10 protein-coding genes and 1 tRNA gene are annotated in these 15,644 nt (G+C 39.8%); 1 reads left to right on the top strand and 10 read right to left on the bottom strand.

All coding sequences use genetic code 11. The features are described from left to right. Nucleotides 1-10: 10 nt before the first annotated feature. From SJY09_RS11510 to dnaE, 10 genes are all read right to left on the bottom strand, one after another. Nucleotides 11-1,222, bottom strand: coding sequence for a glycoside hydrolase family 5 protein (locus tag SJY09_RS11510; protein ID WP_396635864.1), 1,212 nt, complete (start codon nucleotides 1,220-1,222; stop codon nucleotides 11-13). Nucleotides 1,223-1,656: 434 nt separating this feature from the next. Continuing rightward, on the bottom strand, nucleotides 1,657-2,280 hold the full coding sequence (locus SJY09_RS11505) for an SDR family oxidoreductase (RefSeq protein ID WP_396635863.1): 624 nt from the start codon (nucleotides 2,278-2,280) through the stop codon (nucleotides 1,657-1,659). A gap of 16 nt (nucleotides 2,281-2,296) precedes the next feature. Further along, nucleotides 2,297-3,682 (bottom strand): NAD-dependent succinate-semialdehyde dehydrogenase, encoded by a 1,386-nt coding sequence (locus SJY09_RS11500; protein WP_396635862.1) that lies wholly within the window; start codon nucleotides 3,680-3,682, stop codon nucleotides 2,297-2,299. A gap of 25 nt (nucleotides 3,683-3,707) precedes the next feature. Continuing rightward, nucleotides 3,708-4,823 (bottom strand): alkene reductase, encoded by a 1,116-nt coding sequence (locus SJY09_RS11495; RefSeq protein WP_396635861.1) that lies wholly within the window; start codon nucleotides 4,821-4,823, stop codon nucleotides 3,708-3,710. Between the two features lie 423 nt (nucleotides 4,824-5,246). After that, nucleotides 5,247-5,320 (bottom strand) — tRNA-Asp (locus SJY09_RS11490). A 74-nt stretch (nucleotides 5,321-5,394) separates the two neighbouring features. Next, nucleotides 5,395-6,324 carry a DUF58 domain-containing protein gene (locus SJY09_RS11485; protein ID WP_396635860.1) on the bottom strand — a complete coding sequence of 310 codons (930 nt, stop codon included), beginning with the start codon at nucleotides 6,322-6,324 and terminating at the stop codon, nucleotides 5,395-5,397. 111 nt (nucleotides 6,325-6,435) lie between these two features. After that, nucleotides 6,436-6,753, bottom strand: a complete 318-nt coding sequence (gene trxA, locus SJY09_RS11480) for a thioredoxin (protein ID WP_396635859.1) — start codon at nucleotides 6,751-6,753, stop codon at nucleotides 6,436-6,438. Between the two features lie 191 nt (nucleotides 6,754-6,944). Next, nucleotides 6,945-8,303 carry a hypothetical protein gene (locus SJY09_RS11475; protein ID WP_396635858.1) on the bottom strand — a complete coding sequence of 453 codons (1,359 nt, stop codon included), beginning with the start codon at nucleotides 8,301-8,303 and terminating at the stop codon, nucleotides 6,945-6,947. A 95-nt stretch (nucleotides 8,304-8,398) separates the two neighbouring features. Continuing rightward, nucleotides 8,399-9,616, bottom strand: a complete 1,218-nt coding sequence (locus tag SJY09_RS11470; protein ID WP_396635857.1) for a multiheme c-type cytochrome — start codon at nucleotides 9,614-9,616, stop codon at nucleotides 8,399-8,401. A 7-nt stretch (nucleotides 9,617-9,623) separates the two neighbouring features. Further along, on the bottom strand, nucleotides 9,624-14,009 hold the full coding sequence (dnaE, locus tag SJY09_RS11465) for a DNA polymerase III subunit alpha (RefSeq protein WP_396635856.1): 4,386 nt from the start codon (nucleotides 14,007-14,009) through the stop codon (nucleotides 9,624-9,626). Between the two features lie 172 nt (nucleotides 14,010-14,181). On the opposite strand from dnaE, the gene SJY09_RS11460 reads away from it, so the two are divergent. Further along, nucleotides 14,182-15,603 carry a sulfatase gene (locus SJY09_RS11460; protein WP_396635855.1) on the top strand — a complete coding sequence of 474 codons (1,422 nt, stop codon included), beginning with the start codon at nucleotides 14,182-14,184 and terminating at the stop codon, nucleotides 15,601-15,603. Nucleotides 15,604-15,644 lie beyond the last annotated feature (41 nt).

Here is a 15,644-nt window from a genome sequence, read left to right as displayed (position 1 = left end):
TTATTTAAACTTAATTATTAGGCTCAATAATGGCATCGGCTATATTACCGAATGGCCATGTTAAATTATTTCTATTGAATATCGCAAGACCGTCATTGGATACTCCGCTATTGCCATTGTCCCACCAAACACTTGCAAAACCTCTTTCAGCAGCCGCTTCAGCGTAAAAGGAAGCATGTTCTAGACGGTCGGCTAAGTTATTTTGATTCCCAGAACTCCATTCACCCAAAACAACCGCTTTTCCATTGTCCGTAAATTTTGCTTTAATCCTGTTCATCTCCATGGTAAGTTGTGTTTTGTCATCGGTAGATCCCCAAGTTTGATCCGTACCCTCCAAAGTAAAAGGAAATGGAAAATAGGAATGTAGTGATATTAAAGTTCTTGGGTCATCGTTAGGTATAATGAGCGCATCCATAGCCACGGGAAGCGTACTTGCCGCATACGTCGAAATCATAATTTGACGTAAAATATTATTCCCTCCCGTTGCACGTATGGCATCTAAACTTACTTGGTGGTATTGGTTAACTGCCGCCCGTCCTTCGGCGGTGCCGCCGTTCCACTCATTTGGCGTATTCTCGTGTCTTGGCTCATTTAAGGTTTCGAAAATCACATAGTCGCTATATTTTCTAAATCTATTGGCGATTTGTGTCCATAATTTGCCCAGCCTATCACTAACTTCGGCTGTCTCTGCCGCAGTTGGTATAATCCAAGTGTCGTCGTGGTGGACATTGACTATCGCATACATATTATTCGCTCTTGCGTAGTTGACTACTTCTTCAACTCTATCTAACCACGCCTCTTCTACGGTATAGTCAGGAGCTGGACCTTGATGGAATCTCCATGTAACAGGAATCCGTAGTGTTTTAAAGCCCCTAGCGGCAACTGCATCAATCATGGCTTTAGTTATTCTGGGATTTCCCCAGAAAGTTTCATCAGGACCCTCGGCATCTAAACTATTACCAATATTCCATCCTGTCTTCATGTCCGCGGTAAAGTCAAAAGCAGAAAGGTTTCTGAAAGTGCCATCATCAAATTCACTTGCAGCTCCCTCTTCACCCCCGTTTGGTTCTTCAACGGGATTTTCATTACCCGTATTTTCCTCTTCCATGGGTTGCTCTTCTTGGGGACCTTCACCTTCTGGAATAATGGTAATACTACCGCTATCCGAATCGCAAGAAAATAGAAAAAATATAAAAACTGTAAATAGAAGAAAATGTCTCATATGCTTTTTTTACAAATTTAATTATACAAATACTCAATACATATCCTATATGATGTAAAAATTAAAAGAAATGTAGCATCTGCACTTTTTATTCATCTATTTAGAATTTTAATAGGTCTTTATATTGTAATCTGGATGCATCAGTTACTCTTATTTCTTAGGGTACAAATACCAATTAAGAGTAATAAAGTTGGTACAAGTGTGAATAGAAATCCTTGGTACCCATAGTGTTTTGTAATCCAAAAAATGGCATATAAGTTAAGCCATCCTATTATAAATAGGATGAGCCATTTTTTATATTTCTTGACGATTTTCATGGTTACATATATTTTTCACCTAATTAATAATAATCGTGCGATTATATTTAGTGCTACAATGACAATGAGTTAGCACTATAGCTTTTTTATAAGCGCATGGAATACCAACTAAATTAATCAATTCGGTATAGCTTCACCTATAATGGTGTCGCCGGATAGTAGTTCAAAAGTTTCATTTTTGGGTGCGTCGTCATGCAGGACTCTTGAGAGGACTTGGGCTACATCCGCACGACTAATGGAACCCTCTTTTGACAATGATTTCCCTAATGATATTTTACCAGTCCCCTTTTCATTTGTTAAAGCTCCAGGCCTTACAATTGTGTATGGCACGGAGCTAGACTTCAAATATTCGTCCGCATTGTGTTTAGCTTTGAGGTATTCTTTAAGTTGCTTAGCTTCTTCAGGAGCATCCGCACCCATAGAGCTGAGCATGACAAACTTCTTAACCTTTGCCTCATGGGCGGCGTCAACCATTTTTTTAGCTCCTTCTTGGTCTATTTCAACTACCTTTTTACCACCAGAGCCGGCGGCAAATACAACCTTATCAATATTTTTAACGGTATGTGAAATATCCTGCTCTAGGTCTCCAAGTACCGTTTTCACTTGGTTAGCTTTAAATTCTGCTGACTGACTTTCTTTGCGAATCATCGCTACAGGTTCAAAATACTGTGATTCCTTAAGTAAGCGAACAACTTTTTTTCCTGTAGTGCCCGTAGCACCTACTACTAATATATTTTCCATTTTTTATTTTTTCTGATTATGATCTTGTGATCGATTTTACATTTACGAATTCTCTGATGCCAAAGCCTCCATGTTCTCTTCCGTAACCGGATTCTTTGACGCCCCCAAAGGGCATGTTAGGATAGGCTAGTCCAAAGGAGTTAATTTTTACCATCCCCGTGTCAAAATGATTCTTTGCCAATTCCATTGCTTTATCTTCATCTTTACTAAAAATTCCGCCGCCTAGACCAAATTTACTATCGTTGGCAATACGCATGGCGTCTTCATTATCCTTTGCTTTGATCAACGAGGCTACCGGGCCAAAAAGTTCTTCTTTGTAGGCGGGCTGATTAGGTTTAACATCTCCAATTACCGTAGAAGGATAATAAAAGCCTGTGGTGTCCGGTATTTCTCCACCACAAAGAATAGTTGCGCCTTTCGCTACACTATCTAAGACCTTTTCATGTAATTCTTCTCTAAGGTCTTTCCTTGCAATAGGTCCCAAGTCCGAGGTTTCTTCCATTGGATTCCCCATTTTCATAGTTTTCATAATGCTCACGAATTTTTCTTTAAATTCCTCGTAAACGGAATCTACCACTATAAATCGTTTTGCAGCGACACAAGTTTGTCCATTGTTATACAGTCTTCCTTTTGCACAAGTTTCGGCGGCCAATTCTACATCAGCATCATCCAGAACAAGGTAGGCATCGTTACTGCCCAGTTCTAGAACAGTTTTCTTCAGTACTTCTGCAGATTTTTTGGCAACATATCTTCCCGCATCAGAACTACCCGTTAAGGTAACTCCCCTTACGAAATCGTTCGCAATGATTTTGTCCGAGGTATCGTGATTTATGATGAGGACTTTAAAAACGTCTTTCGGTAATCCTGCTTCTTCAAAAATTTCGCTGAGCTTTAATGCGCAGCCAGTAACGTTCTTTGCATGTTTTAATAGTACCCCGTTACCTGCCATTATATTTACGATGGAATAACGGATGGCTTGATAGAGCGGAAAATTCCATGGTTGAATCCCGTAGATCACTCCAATTGGTGAATAGAATATTGTTCCTTTACCCCCATCTTGAAGCTCCCTATGTTCTTCCTGTAATTGTTTTAAACCTTCTGATGCGGTATAATTACATATTCCGATACACAACTCAATTTCTTGATAGCTCTGTTTTACCAGTTTACCCATTTCCCGGGTCATTAATTTAGCATAGGAATCTTTGTGTTTTTCCAAAGCCTTAGCTATCGATTTTAAAATTTCCGCACGCTCTTCTAGTGATGTTAACTTCCACTTTTTAAAGGCAGTATGGCAGTCTTCCACAGCTTGTAGTGCTGTATGCTCCGTCATATAATGATAGTGTGCAATTTTCTCCTCTGTTGTTGGATTAATAGTGTTGAATCCTTCAGTCTCTTTACTCATGGTCTATTTTTTAAGAATATTAGAATTAGGCTTCTTGTATTACTTTTGCTTTCGGGTAATCTGTGTAACCTTCTTTGCCTGTGGTATAAAAGGTGTCATTATCCCACGATGCCAATTCTAAATTGTTTTTAAAACGTTCAACTAAATCAGGATTGGATATGTATAATTTTCCATAGGCCACTAAATCTGCATTACCATTCTTAATAACGGCATTACCTTTTTCTTGGTCAAAACCTGCATTTATCATTAAAGTGCCATCATACATTGGACGATATCTTTTGGCAATTTCGGTTTCAGCATACGCGATATCGGAAACATCGTTGAAGGGTTCTGAAAGATGTAAATATGCCAGATTATAATCCATGCTTAATTTTTTTATGATATAGTCAAATGTTGGTATGGTATCCTCATCCATGGTCATACCGAAAATTCCGTGTAAGGAGGGATTCAGGCGAACACCAATGCTATTTTCTGGCATGGTTTCCTTGATAGCATCGATAATTTCAAATAGGATTCGCGCCTTATTTTCATGAGACCCACCGTACTCATCCGTTCGTTGGTTGGATGTGCTATTGAAAAATTGATGTAAAAGGTATCCGTTGGATGCATGTATTTCTACACCATCGAACCCAGCTTCCACAGCGTTTGCTGCGGCCTGTTTAAAATCGCTTACCGTTCTATCGATATCTTCTTTGGTCATGGCTTTGGGCACTACTGTTTTCTTTTGCCCTTCAGGAGTGTAGACCTCCGCATCCGGATTCAGTGCAGATGGGGCCAATGGTAACTTGCCGTCATGAAAATCAGGATGCGATATTCTGCCTACATGCCATACTTGAATGTAAATTCTTCCTCCTGCATTATGTACTTCCTCGGTAACTTGTTTCCAACCTGCTACTTGTTCTTTGTTATGAATACCAGCCGTGTTGATGTATCCTACGGCTTCTTTAGATATCTGAGAACCCTCGGTGATGATAAGACCGGCACTAGCGCGTTGTTGGTAATACATGCCATGTAAGTCATTTACAGGTCTGTTGTGTTCATTGTTGGCACGACTTCTTGTCATTGGCGCCATAACTACCCTATTCGGTAATTCTAAATTTCCTAAAGTATACGGTTGTAATAGTTCTTGTTGTTGTTTCATTACAGCAAATGTTTTTTAATTAGTAAAAATGAATGGTGCCTTGATATTACTGCACCATTAAACGTTAAAATAAATTTTCGGGAGCGCTCTAAGAATGAGCTGCGGAAAAGTAATTTTTGGTAGTAAAATCTTTTCGCTTCCTTCCGATACAAAAGTACTAGGACCTTGAGACCTTTTGTAACTGTATCACGAGGAATACTGTCTTAAATGGATTTTCGCAAACGGGCTAACTGTAATACAAGGATGAGGTATTTGAAATTTTGACGAAATAAACTAGCATCACTATTCTTAAACAAAAAAAGCCCTCAATTTTTTGAGAGCTTTTTGCGGTCTGGACGGCCCCGAAGCGTCGGGGGAACACGCGACCCAGAATACCCATAACTTTCAAAACAAAAAAGCCCTCAATTTCTTGAGAGCTTTTTGCGGTCTGGACGGGACTCGAACCCGCGACCCCCTGCGTGACAGGCAGGTATTCTAACCAACTGAACTACCAGACCGTGGCATTTAGCGAGTGCAAATATATACTGTTTATCTAATTGCACCAACATTTTCTTTTAAAATATCGATTAACTTAAATGAATTTCTGCCTTTCGACTAAAAAAGTATTTAAAACATTAGAGAAATTGGCGTTAATGTCCACAGGAACATATTTAATTCTATACTGTGAACATTTTAATTTTATTTGAGTTAGGTAAGTGGTAATAGCCTCCTCATAGGCTTCTTTTACATTGTCGGCATACAAGTCTAAATGCGCACCTGTTTCAACATCTACAAAGCGTTTTGGGGTGTTTTCAAAGTTAAAATATTGTTCGTGTTCTTTGTCCAAGAGATGAAATAAGACCACCTCATGCTTGTTGTATTTTAAATGGCGTAAGGCTTCAAAAAGTGCATCATCTGTTTTCTCTGTTTGGAACATATCCGTGAACAAAAATATAAGACTTCTTCGTTTTATCTTTTCTGCTATTTGATGCAGGTAGGTATAGGTTGCTGTTTCTTTCGGGGGTTGGGTGGCCAGGTTAATTTCATTTAATTTGGCCAGTAGCATTTGAAAATGCCGTTCACTTCCTTTTTCTGCAACATAATAATTGTAATTGTCCGAATAAACACTTAGCCCTACCGCATCTCGCTGGCGTTTTAGTACATTCATAAGTGCAGCTATGGCTAAAGTCCCAAAGCCAATTTTGTTTAAGTTATCTAAACCTAGTTCTTTTATCTCCGGATAATACATGGAGGCGGAATTGTCTAAGATCATATGGCAACGAAGATTGGTCTCTTCCTCGTAACGCTTGGTGTATAGTTTGTCACTTTTTGCAAATAGCTTCCAATCTATATGTTTGGTACTTTCACCGTTGTTGTAAATCTTATGCTCCGCAAATTCCGCAGAAAATCCATGGAAGGGACTTTTGTGGATGCCACTTATAAAACCTTCCACAACTTGGTTGGCAAGTAGCTCTAGATTTTGAAAAAGAGACGCTTTGTTTAATTCTGATTGTAAATTCACAAGAATAAAGATATAAAAAACGAAACCCTTAAACAGATAGTGGAGTAGTTATAAATAAAAAGAGCTGGTTTATGCCAGCTCTTTTTATTTACTATGATTAGGTGCTTCTTCCTATAACAAGGCATCTATAGCATCTGTATACACTTTCTTTGGAGAAACGCCTACTTGTCTGCTTACAATTTCACCACCTTTAAATACCAATACGGTAGGTATGTTACGCACACCATATTTTGCAGCGAATTCTTGATTGGCATCTACATCTACCTTGCCTACAACGGCTTTACCATCGTACTCGTTACTCACTTCATCAATGATAGGACCTACCATTCTACATGGACCGCACCAAGCCGCCCAAAAATCTACTACTACAGGTTTGTCACTTTTTAAAACTACTTCGTCAAAAGTAGCATCTGTTATTTCTAATGCCATTTTAATTTACTTTTATTGATTGTCCAAAGTTAGTCAAATAATCCACTTGTTCCTTACAAGCAGCGAATACGTTTTGACTATCAAGCTATTGATTTTAGTAATAATTGAATTAAAGGCGTATTCTACCCAAAAAAAAAGCCTTCTCAGTAAAGAGAAGGCTTTAAGTATGTTGTGTAGGAACTAGAATTAATTTAGCCTTTCGAACTACAAGCTAAGCTAACCTCGGGTCCTTTATCGCATTCACCCTCGTAGACTACTTCTCCTTCTAGGTTCGTTGCAACGATGACAAATACATCGCCCTGTTGGGTTGTTGTTATTTTCAGTTCAGAGGTGCCTTCTATGACCACTTCGCCGCATTCCGTAGTAATAAGGCATTGTTTTACCCCTGTATCTTCCTCTGCATCATCATCTTCTTCCTCGGTGCTCCCATCATTAGTTTCTTCGGTTGTACTGTCATCATCACTATCGTCTTGACTACTAGAACTACAGCTTACAGATACATTGGCGCCTTTCTCACATGTTGCTTCGTATACGACTTCTCCATCACCATTCTTAGCTACAATTACATAGTTGCCATCAACCTGGTTTACTGCTACACTGATATTGGATGTATCTTTTATCACCACTTCTTCACAATCTGTGGTTATGGTGCATTGCTTTACATTCATGTCTTCGCCGTCCTCATCTTCATCATCATCATTATCGCCAGTTCTACCCAGTGTGATTTGATTTTCCGTTCCATCGGGTAAAGTGACAGTGGCAAATTCATCACAGGTGCCATCGCCATAATCCAATGTAGTTGTGCCCTCGCCAGTGGTGTAGGTTTTTATGCCAGAAACGATAAACCTACAATCGGCCCGTTTTATTAAGGCCGAGGTAATAGCAACTTCAAAAGTATCTTGTAGACCTGTATACGTATAAGAACCAGTGATACTTCTTACATCGTCTTTATAGGTTCTTGTGTCCGCACCTTCAATAATTTCAACAGTTCTATTGCCCACTCGAGTTACGGTACCCATTTCCGTCGTTATACTAATATCTACGGAGCCGTTCATTTCGGGATTTCCGTTTTCATTACTAGCTATCCATACGTGACTTTTTGTGCCATTTGTAACACGACCATTAATGGTTACATCTTCAATAGTCATGGTGCTTTCAGAACTTCCCTCTCCAAAAGTGGTTGTCCTTATGATGGTACCGGTAATAGCATTGCCATCACGGTCTTCGCATTCACCGTTAAAAGTTAGTGTAATGGTGCGTGACATCTCTGTTCGTGTCATCGTAACGTCCATACAATTTCGAAAAAAAATGCGGTCATTACCATCGTTATTGTCTGATTTTGAGCTGATTCTGAACGGGCCAAAATCACTTGTATAAATAGCAATATTGTCTAAAGCATTATCTGCCTCATCAATTAGGTTTTCTATATTGATTTGTGCATTAATGCTTTCTAAAGTAGTGTCGTCCAATGGTTGTGTTTCTATTTTTTCTGTCTCGCAGGAAAAGAACAGTAGGGCCGTGGCGAGAAATAGGACATTAAAATGTTTCATGATTAAGTGTTATTAGGTTTATGGTCATAAAACAACTGAGTATAGAAAAACCCTACCTAGACAAAAAAGAATAAACCTTCTATGTTTAATTTACTCTAGTAAATGGCAATGTTATGGGTACGTACTTTTACAGCAGTTTTTACACTATCTATTTGTATGACCATGGATTTAGAGGGCACTAGGGGCATGTGGCAGGCAATACAATCGGTCATTGAGGTGTCGGTTTGTTGATGCTCATTTTTACAGGAATTATTGGATTGCGAATGGCAAGAAATGCATTTAAGATTGAAATTTTTGGATTTGCCTCTTTCATTTTCATGGGGATTGTGGCAGGTAGTACAATCCATTTTAGGGCTATTTTTAAAACAGGCACTACTTGTAAGTAAGCCATATTGGTTACCGTGAACATCTAAGGTAACATCATTATCTTCTTGGTGAGGATGATAGAATTTGTTCAGCTCATCACCTACCAAAAAGCTAAAAGGAGGTTTAATGGTCGCTCTGTTGCCTCCAGAATGGCATAGTGCACATGCATCTAATCGTTGTTGTCTTGATAGTTCTTGATATTTTAGAATATACTTAGCGGTCTTGACCTTGGGATTTTTTTGTTGGTACCCTACATGTTTCGCGGCAGGCCCATGACAGCGCTCACAATCAATGCCGTAAATAATATTGTTTCGGTCGTACCGGTTGCCACTTTTATTTATACTGGTATTCTTTGCAAACGTACTATGGCACTCCATACAACGTGCCACAACGGGTCTTTTTGCACGTAAGTTTTCCAAACCCGGACTGTTTGCCCAGCGATCTGCGGGAGTAAAATAAGAGGTCTGTAGTTGAAACAGTTGGTCATCTTCCCAGCCTAAATAAGACTGACCTTTTGTTCCAGAACCAAAAACGATTTCTATAGGTAGGTAAAAAGACTCTAGCTCTAGTTGGTTGTGAATAAAGTTTGCGCGTTGGTAAAACCCCGAATTGGTTTCCGTTAGGGTGAAAACCGCTCTGTCCTTAAAGGTAAAGGTGTTTTTACCTTCTTTAAAACTACCTTTAATACTTAAAGAGTCTGCCCTTGCAGAAGTTTTAAAATGGGCGGTGTTTATATGACTGTCATAAATATTCTTATGGCATTGGATACAAGTAGCGCTGCCGACAAATCCGTTTCCGTTCTCGTGGGTAGCTACGGGCTGTATTACATAATAATCTGTAGCTATTTTGGGATTCTTGCATTTATAGATCAATAGGGCTAGGCAAAAGAGAAGGCTACCCAGTGCAAGGTTTTTAGCCAGAACAGATACCCTCCAATTGCAGTGCATTTACAGTTTAATTTAATTTAAAATGTACCTCTTGTTCTTCAAGTATATGTAAAAGTTCACTTGTTATTTCTACTTTTTGTTTTCTGCTGGATAAGTTAACTTTTATCTCTTCTTCCATTTCATAAATAACAAAATTTAAAGGGTGATTTCCTTTATGGGAAACCAAGGTGTCTTTTAATTGGTGGATACCTTCTTCCTTTAATTCGTCAATATTAAGTTTAATAGTAAGTTTTCTCGCGTAGGTTTCCATGACATCTTGAAGCAACATAAAACTATTGAACTGCATTCTAGGGTCGCCTTTTTTTCCCGTTTCTCTATTTGTCCAGCCTTCGCGAATAAAAATTTTCACGTAGGCAAAAGAGTTTATCATAAGAAAGTGCCGGAATTTTAAATATTCCTCACCAAAAATCCGGAACTCATAAGAGTCTGTGTAATCTTCCATAGTAAAAGCCGCCCATCCCTTTCCATTCTTGGAAATACGGTGCTGTACATCTGTAATTACCCCTGCAATTGTAAGTTCTCGGTTTACATAATTCGCCATATCGTTAATATGGGAAATCCCCGCATTACAGAACGCTTTTATTTCTGTTTTAAAGTCGTCCAGCGGATGCCCGGAAATATAAATACCTACCACTTCTTTCTCTCGTCGTAGTTTTTCCATGGTGCCCCACTCTTCGCATGGTGGTACTATGGGCTCAGGGATTTGCGCCTCGCTCATACCACCGAACATATCCATTTGAGAGGAGTTTTTGTTCTCTTGATATTTTGCAGCAGATTTGATAACCTTCTCCAAGAAAGTGATGCCATCACCTTCGGTATGGAAATACTGTGCCCTATGCGTAGTTCCAAAGGAATCGAAACCACCGGCAACGGCTAGATTTTCAAAAGCTTTTTTATTGGCCGCACGAAGATCAATTCGCTTTGCTAGATCAAAAACGGAGTGGAAATTCCCATCTTTTTTGCGATGTTCCACGATAGTTTCCACTGCAGAACGTCCAACACCTTTAATAGCTCCCATTCCAAAACGAACGGCTCCTTCTTTGTTTACCGCAAATTTATAGTAAGACTCGTTTACATCGGGACCTAAAACGTCTAAGCCCATGCGCTTACATTCTTCCATGAAGAAGGTCACCTGCTTAATGTCGTTCATGTTATTACTCAATACCGCCGCCATATATTCGGCAGGGTAGTGGGCCTTCAAATATGCTGTCTGGTAGGCAATATAGGCATAGCAGGTAGAATGACTTTTATTAAATGCGTAGGCAGCAAAAGCCTCCCAGTCTTTCCATATTTTTTCTAAAACTTCCGTAGGATGACCATTGGCCGCACCTCCTTCTAGGAACTGAGGTTTCATTTTTTGAAGTACGGCAAATATCTTTTTACCCATGGCCTTACGCAGTACATCTGCATCACCTTTGGAGAAGCCGGCTAACTTTTGCGATAAAAGCATCACCTGTTCTTGATAAACGGTAATACCATAGGTCTCTTTGAGGTATTCTTCCATATCAGGAAGGTCATAGGCTATTTCTTCATCACCATGTTTTCTTGCGATGAAGCTAGGAATGTATTCCATAGGACCTGGACGATACAGCGCGTTCATGGCGATGAGGTCGTCAAAAACAGAAGGTTTTAGGTCCTTCATATGTTTTTGCATTCCTGGAGATTCGTATTGGAAAACCCCTACGGTCTCTCCTTTTTGGAAGAGTTCATAAGTTTTTTCATCATCCAACGGAAAATCATCCGGTACTAAATCAATACCATGTTTGGCCTTTACAATTTTAACGGTATCCTTTATTAGGGTTAAGGTTTTAAGCCCCAAGAAATCCATCTTTAGTAGACCGGCACTCTCCACAACGGAGTTATCGAATTGTGTAACGTATAAGTCCGAGTCTTTGGCCGTTGCCACAGGCACAAAGTTGGTAATATCGTCTGGGGTTATAATTACCCCACAGGCATGTATTCCTGTGTTTCTAACGGAACCTTCTAAAGTTCTTGCCATTTTCAGGGTCTGACCTTCAAGGTCGTCACCATCATGTATATTTAAAAGTTGGTGTATTTTTTCTAAGTCTTCTGTGCGGAATTTCTTCTTTAGTTCCGCGTCGGACTTTCCAAATATCTTCCCCAATTTTGACATGGTGGGGATTAGCTTTGCAATCCTGTCTGCATCACCTAAAGGTAAATCTAGCACACGTGCCGTATCCCTAATAGATGATTTAGCTGCCATGGTGCCATAGGTAATAATTTGCGCTACCTGATTAGCACCGTATTTATTGATTACATAATCCATAACACGGCCACGGCCTTCATCGTCAAAATCAATATCAATATCCGGCATGGATACCCTATCTGGATTTAGGAAACGCTCAAAAAGTAGGTCGTATTTTAAGGGGTCAATGTTGGTAATGGTTAAGCAATAGGCCACCACTGAGCCCGCGGCAGAACCACGTCCGGGTCCTACGGAAACATCCATGTTTCGTGCTTCGCGTATAAAATCTTCGGTAATGAGGAAATATCCGGGGTATCCTGAATTTTTAATGGTATCTAGTTCAAAATCAATACGTTCCCGTATTTCTTCCGTAATCTCAGCATATCGTTTTTTAGCGCCTTCGTAGGTGATATGTCTTAAATAAGCATTTTCACCACGGTTACCACCATCTAGCGCATCTTCAGGGTCCTTGAAATCATCGGGGATGTCAAACTTGGGTAAGAGTACATCTCTGGCCAGTTCAAAAGGTTCAATCTTATTTACAATTTCTTGCACGTTTAAGATGGCCTCAGGAATATCCTGGAACTTTTCCTTCATCTCCTCTTGAGATTTGAAGTAGTATTCTTGATTGGGCAGGCCATAACGATATCCGCGACCACGACCTATAGGCGTAGCCTGTTTTTCACCATCTTTGACACAAAGTAATATATCGTGCGCCTCGGCATCTTCTTTATTACAATAATACGTGTTGTTGGTAGCCACAAGTTTTACCTCGTGTTTTTTGGAAAATTCCAATAGCACTTGGTTTACACGTTCCTCATCTTCTTGTCCGTGACGCATTAGTTCTATATATAAATCGTCCCCGAACTCCGCTTTCCACCAAAGGAGCGCTTCTTCCGCTTGGTTTTCCCCTACATTTAAGACCTTTCCTGGGACTTCTCCATAAAGATTTCCGGTAAGGACAATAATATCTTCTTTATACTGCTGAATAACTTTTTTATCGATTCGTGGCACATAATAAAACCCATCCGTATAAGCTATAGAGGACATTTTGGCAAGATTGTGATAGCCTTTCTTGTTCTTGGCCAATAGCACAATTTGATAGCCGTAATCCTTTACACTTTTGTTGGTATGATCTTCACAAACAAAAAATTCGCAACCAATTATTGGTGTTATTTCTTTTAGGAGTGCTTCCTCTCCCGCTTCTTCAGCTTCCTTATTTTTTGCTTTTACCGTTTTATTATGAGCACTAATTTCCTTTACGAAATGAAAAGCACCCATCATATTGGCGTGGTCCGTTAAGCCTACTGCAGGCATTTGTTTATCGGCCGCCGCTTGTACCAATGATTTAATATTTATGGTAGATTGTAATACCGAGAACTGCGAATGATTATGAAGATGCACAAAAGTGGCATCTTCCAATGATTTGATGTTCTCATTGATTTTCTCTTGGGAAACACCTCCCGTATCCTTTTCCCATAGGGCGTCCGCAATTTTTTTAGAAGCCTTTTTTAGGTTGATATGTTTTAAACCAATGAGCTGTATTTCTTGCGAATTGGCTTCGGAGAAATTCTTAAAGTAATCTGGTTGTACGTCTAGCTGCTCGGTGGTGTACTGTCTTAAACGCACCAGTTCTAAAAAACACCGGGTTGTTGCTTCTACATCTGCAGTGGCATTATGTGCTTCACCGAAGGGTTTGCCGAATAGATGTTGGTGCAGCTCTGTAAGTGTGGGTAGTTTAAATTTTCCCCCACGACCCCCTGGAATTTGGCAGAGTTGGGCGGTATGCTCGGTACAGGTATCCAGGACCGGTAAATTTTGTAAGGGATTCTCCACTCCCATGCGGTGAAACTCCGCTCCCATAATATTTAAATCGAAACCTACGTTCTGACCAACAATAAATTTGGTCTTTGACATTGCCAAATTGAACTTTTCCAAAACCTCATTTAACGGAATGCCTTTTTGTGCCGCCAGTTCCGTAGAGATTCCATGTATTTGCTCTGCATCGTAGGGAATGTTGAAACCGTCTGGGCGTACTAGATAATCTTGATGTTCCACAAGGTGACCCATATCATCATGTAACTGCCAAGCAATTTGAATACATCTGGGCCAGTTGTCCGTATCGGTATATGGTGCGTCCCAACGTTTAGGAAGACCCGTGGTTTCGGTGTCAAATATTAAGTACATATGCTATGTTCAAAGTGTTTAATAGCCTTACAATTCCGAAGTAGGAATAGTCTAAAAAAGGCAAGGTTAAAATTAAGCAAAAGGTATTGGCTTAAAAAGAGGAGTTACTAAGAGTTATTAACCTCTTAAATTACAATTATCGCTATCTTAGAAAAGATAAAAACGTTATCGAATGAAAACTAATCTTGGACTTACGACAATATGGTATTATATACTATTATTTTACTTGATAAGTGCTGCCATGGCCCGTGGTCAGAAGCATCAAGTAAAAGCGCCCAACTTTATAGTCATTTTCGCAGATGATCTTGGATACGGTGATTTGGGTGTTTTCGGAAATCCGTCTATAAAAACTCCAAACCTTGATAACATGGCTTTTGAAGGTCAGAAATGGACTAATTTTTATGCGGCGGCCAGTGTTTGTACTCCTAGTAGGGCGGGTCTGCTGACCGGGCGACTGCCTGTTCGTAGTGGTATGGCAAGTAACAAGAACAGGGTATTGTTCCCTGATTCTAAAAATGGTTTGCCTGCTTCCGAGATTACCCTGGCCGAGCAACTTAAAGAAGCAGGTTATACTACCGCAGCTATCGGAAAATGGCATTTGGGCCATAAGGAAGATTTTCTGCCTACAAATAATGGTTTTGACTCCTATTTTGGGATTCCGTATTCCAATGATATGGATAGGGTCGTTCAAAAAGGAGGAAGCGAATATTGGAATCAACCGGACGATTCTATTAAAACAACGCATTTTAACGTACCGCTACTTAGGGGAACCCAAATAGTAGAACGCCCTGCAAATCAAAATAATATTACAAAGCGATATTCCGACGAAGCTGTTGCTTTTATCAAACAACAAGGCGAGAATCCTTTCTTTTTGTATTTGGCCCACAATCTGCCTCACATACCTTTATTTGCGTCTAAAGAATTTTTAGGTAAAAGTAAGCGCGGATTATATGGGGATGTGGTAGAGGAAATAGATAATGGCGTTGGAAATATAATAAGTGTTTTAAAGGAGAAAGGTTTTGATGATAATACTATAGTCATATTCACCTCTGATAATGGACCTTGGTTACCGTTTAAGAACAATGGCGGCAGTGCTGGGTTGCTTCGCGCGGGCAAGGGTACTACTTGGGAGGGAGGCATGCGGGCACCTACGATATTTTGGGGTCCTGGTCTTGTCGAAAAGGGTGTGATTACGGACCTTGGCTCAACGCTTGATTTATTTACTACGTTTAGCGCTATGGCGAATATTCCAGTTCCAAATGGTACTATCCATGATGGTGTGGATTTAAGCAAAACCTTGTTACGTGGTGCACCTAGTTCAAGAAATAGTATGCTGTATTATCGGGGTACGGAATTGTATGCCGCGCGTTTAGGGGATTATAAAGCGCACTTTATAACACAAGGAGCTTATGGAGAATTTGGTAAGCGTATAGTATACGATGTTCCTTTACTATATAACTTGGCATATGACCCAGGGGAGCATTTTAATATTGCGGATGCCCACCCTGAAGTTCTGAAACAAATTGAAAACCTTGTTCTTGAGCATAATTCTCAACTGGTAAGAGGAAAGAATCAGTTGATAGACCGGGAATAGTATGCATAAAAAAACCGAGAAATTTTATTTCTCGGTTTTCT

It is taken from the genome of Maribacter sp. R77961, assembly GCF_044594925.1.
Taxonomy (GTDB): Bacteria; Bacteroidota; Bacteroidia; order Flavobacteriales; family Flavobacteriaceae; genus Maribacter.
Note: the sequence above shows the minus strand (reverse complement) of the source record. Positions and strands in the feature narration are given on the sequence as shown.

Excerpts from the sequence above, each read along its gene's own strand:
- SJY09_RS11510 (WP_396635864.1), bottom strand. The coding sequence starts at position 1,222 with ATGAGACATTTTCTTCTATTTACAGTTTTTATATTTTTTCTATTTTCT.
- SJY09_RS11505 (WP_396635863.1), bottom strand. The coding sequence starts at position 2,280 with ATGGAAAATATATTAGTAGTAGGTGCTACGGGCACTACAGGAAAAAAA.
- SJY09_RS11500 (WP_396635862.1), bottom strand. The coding sequence starts at position 3,682 with ATGAGTAAAGAGACTGAAGGATTCAACACTATTAATCCAACAACAGAG.
- SJY09_RS11495 (WP_396635861.1), bottom strand. The coding sequence starts at position 4,823 with ATGAAACAACAACAAGAACTATTACAACCGTATACTTTAGGAAATTTA.
- trxA (WP_396635859.1), bottom strand. The coding sequence starts at position 6,753 with ATGGCATTAGAAATAACAGATGCTACTTTTGACGAAGTAGTTTTAAAA.
- SJY09_RS11475 (WP_396635858.1), bottom strand. The coding sequence starts at position 8,303 with ATGAAACATTTTAATGTCCTATTTCTCGCCACGGCCCTACTGTTCTTT.
- SJY09_RS11470 (WP_396635857.1), bottom strand. The coding sequence starts at position 9,616 with ATGCACTGCAATTGGAGGGTATCTGTTCTGGCTAAAAACCTTGCACTG.
- dnaE (WP_396635856.1), bottom strand. The coding sequence starts at position 14,009 with ATGTACTTAATATTTGACACCGAAACCACGGGTCTTCCTAAACGTTGG.
- SJY09_RS11460 (WP_396635855.1), top strand. The coding sequence starts at position 14,182 with ATGAAAACTAATCTTGGACTTACGACAATATGGTATTATATACTATTA.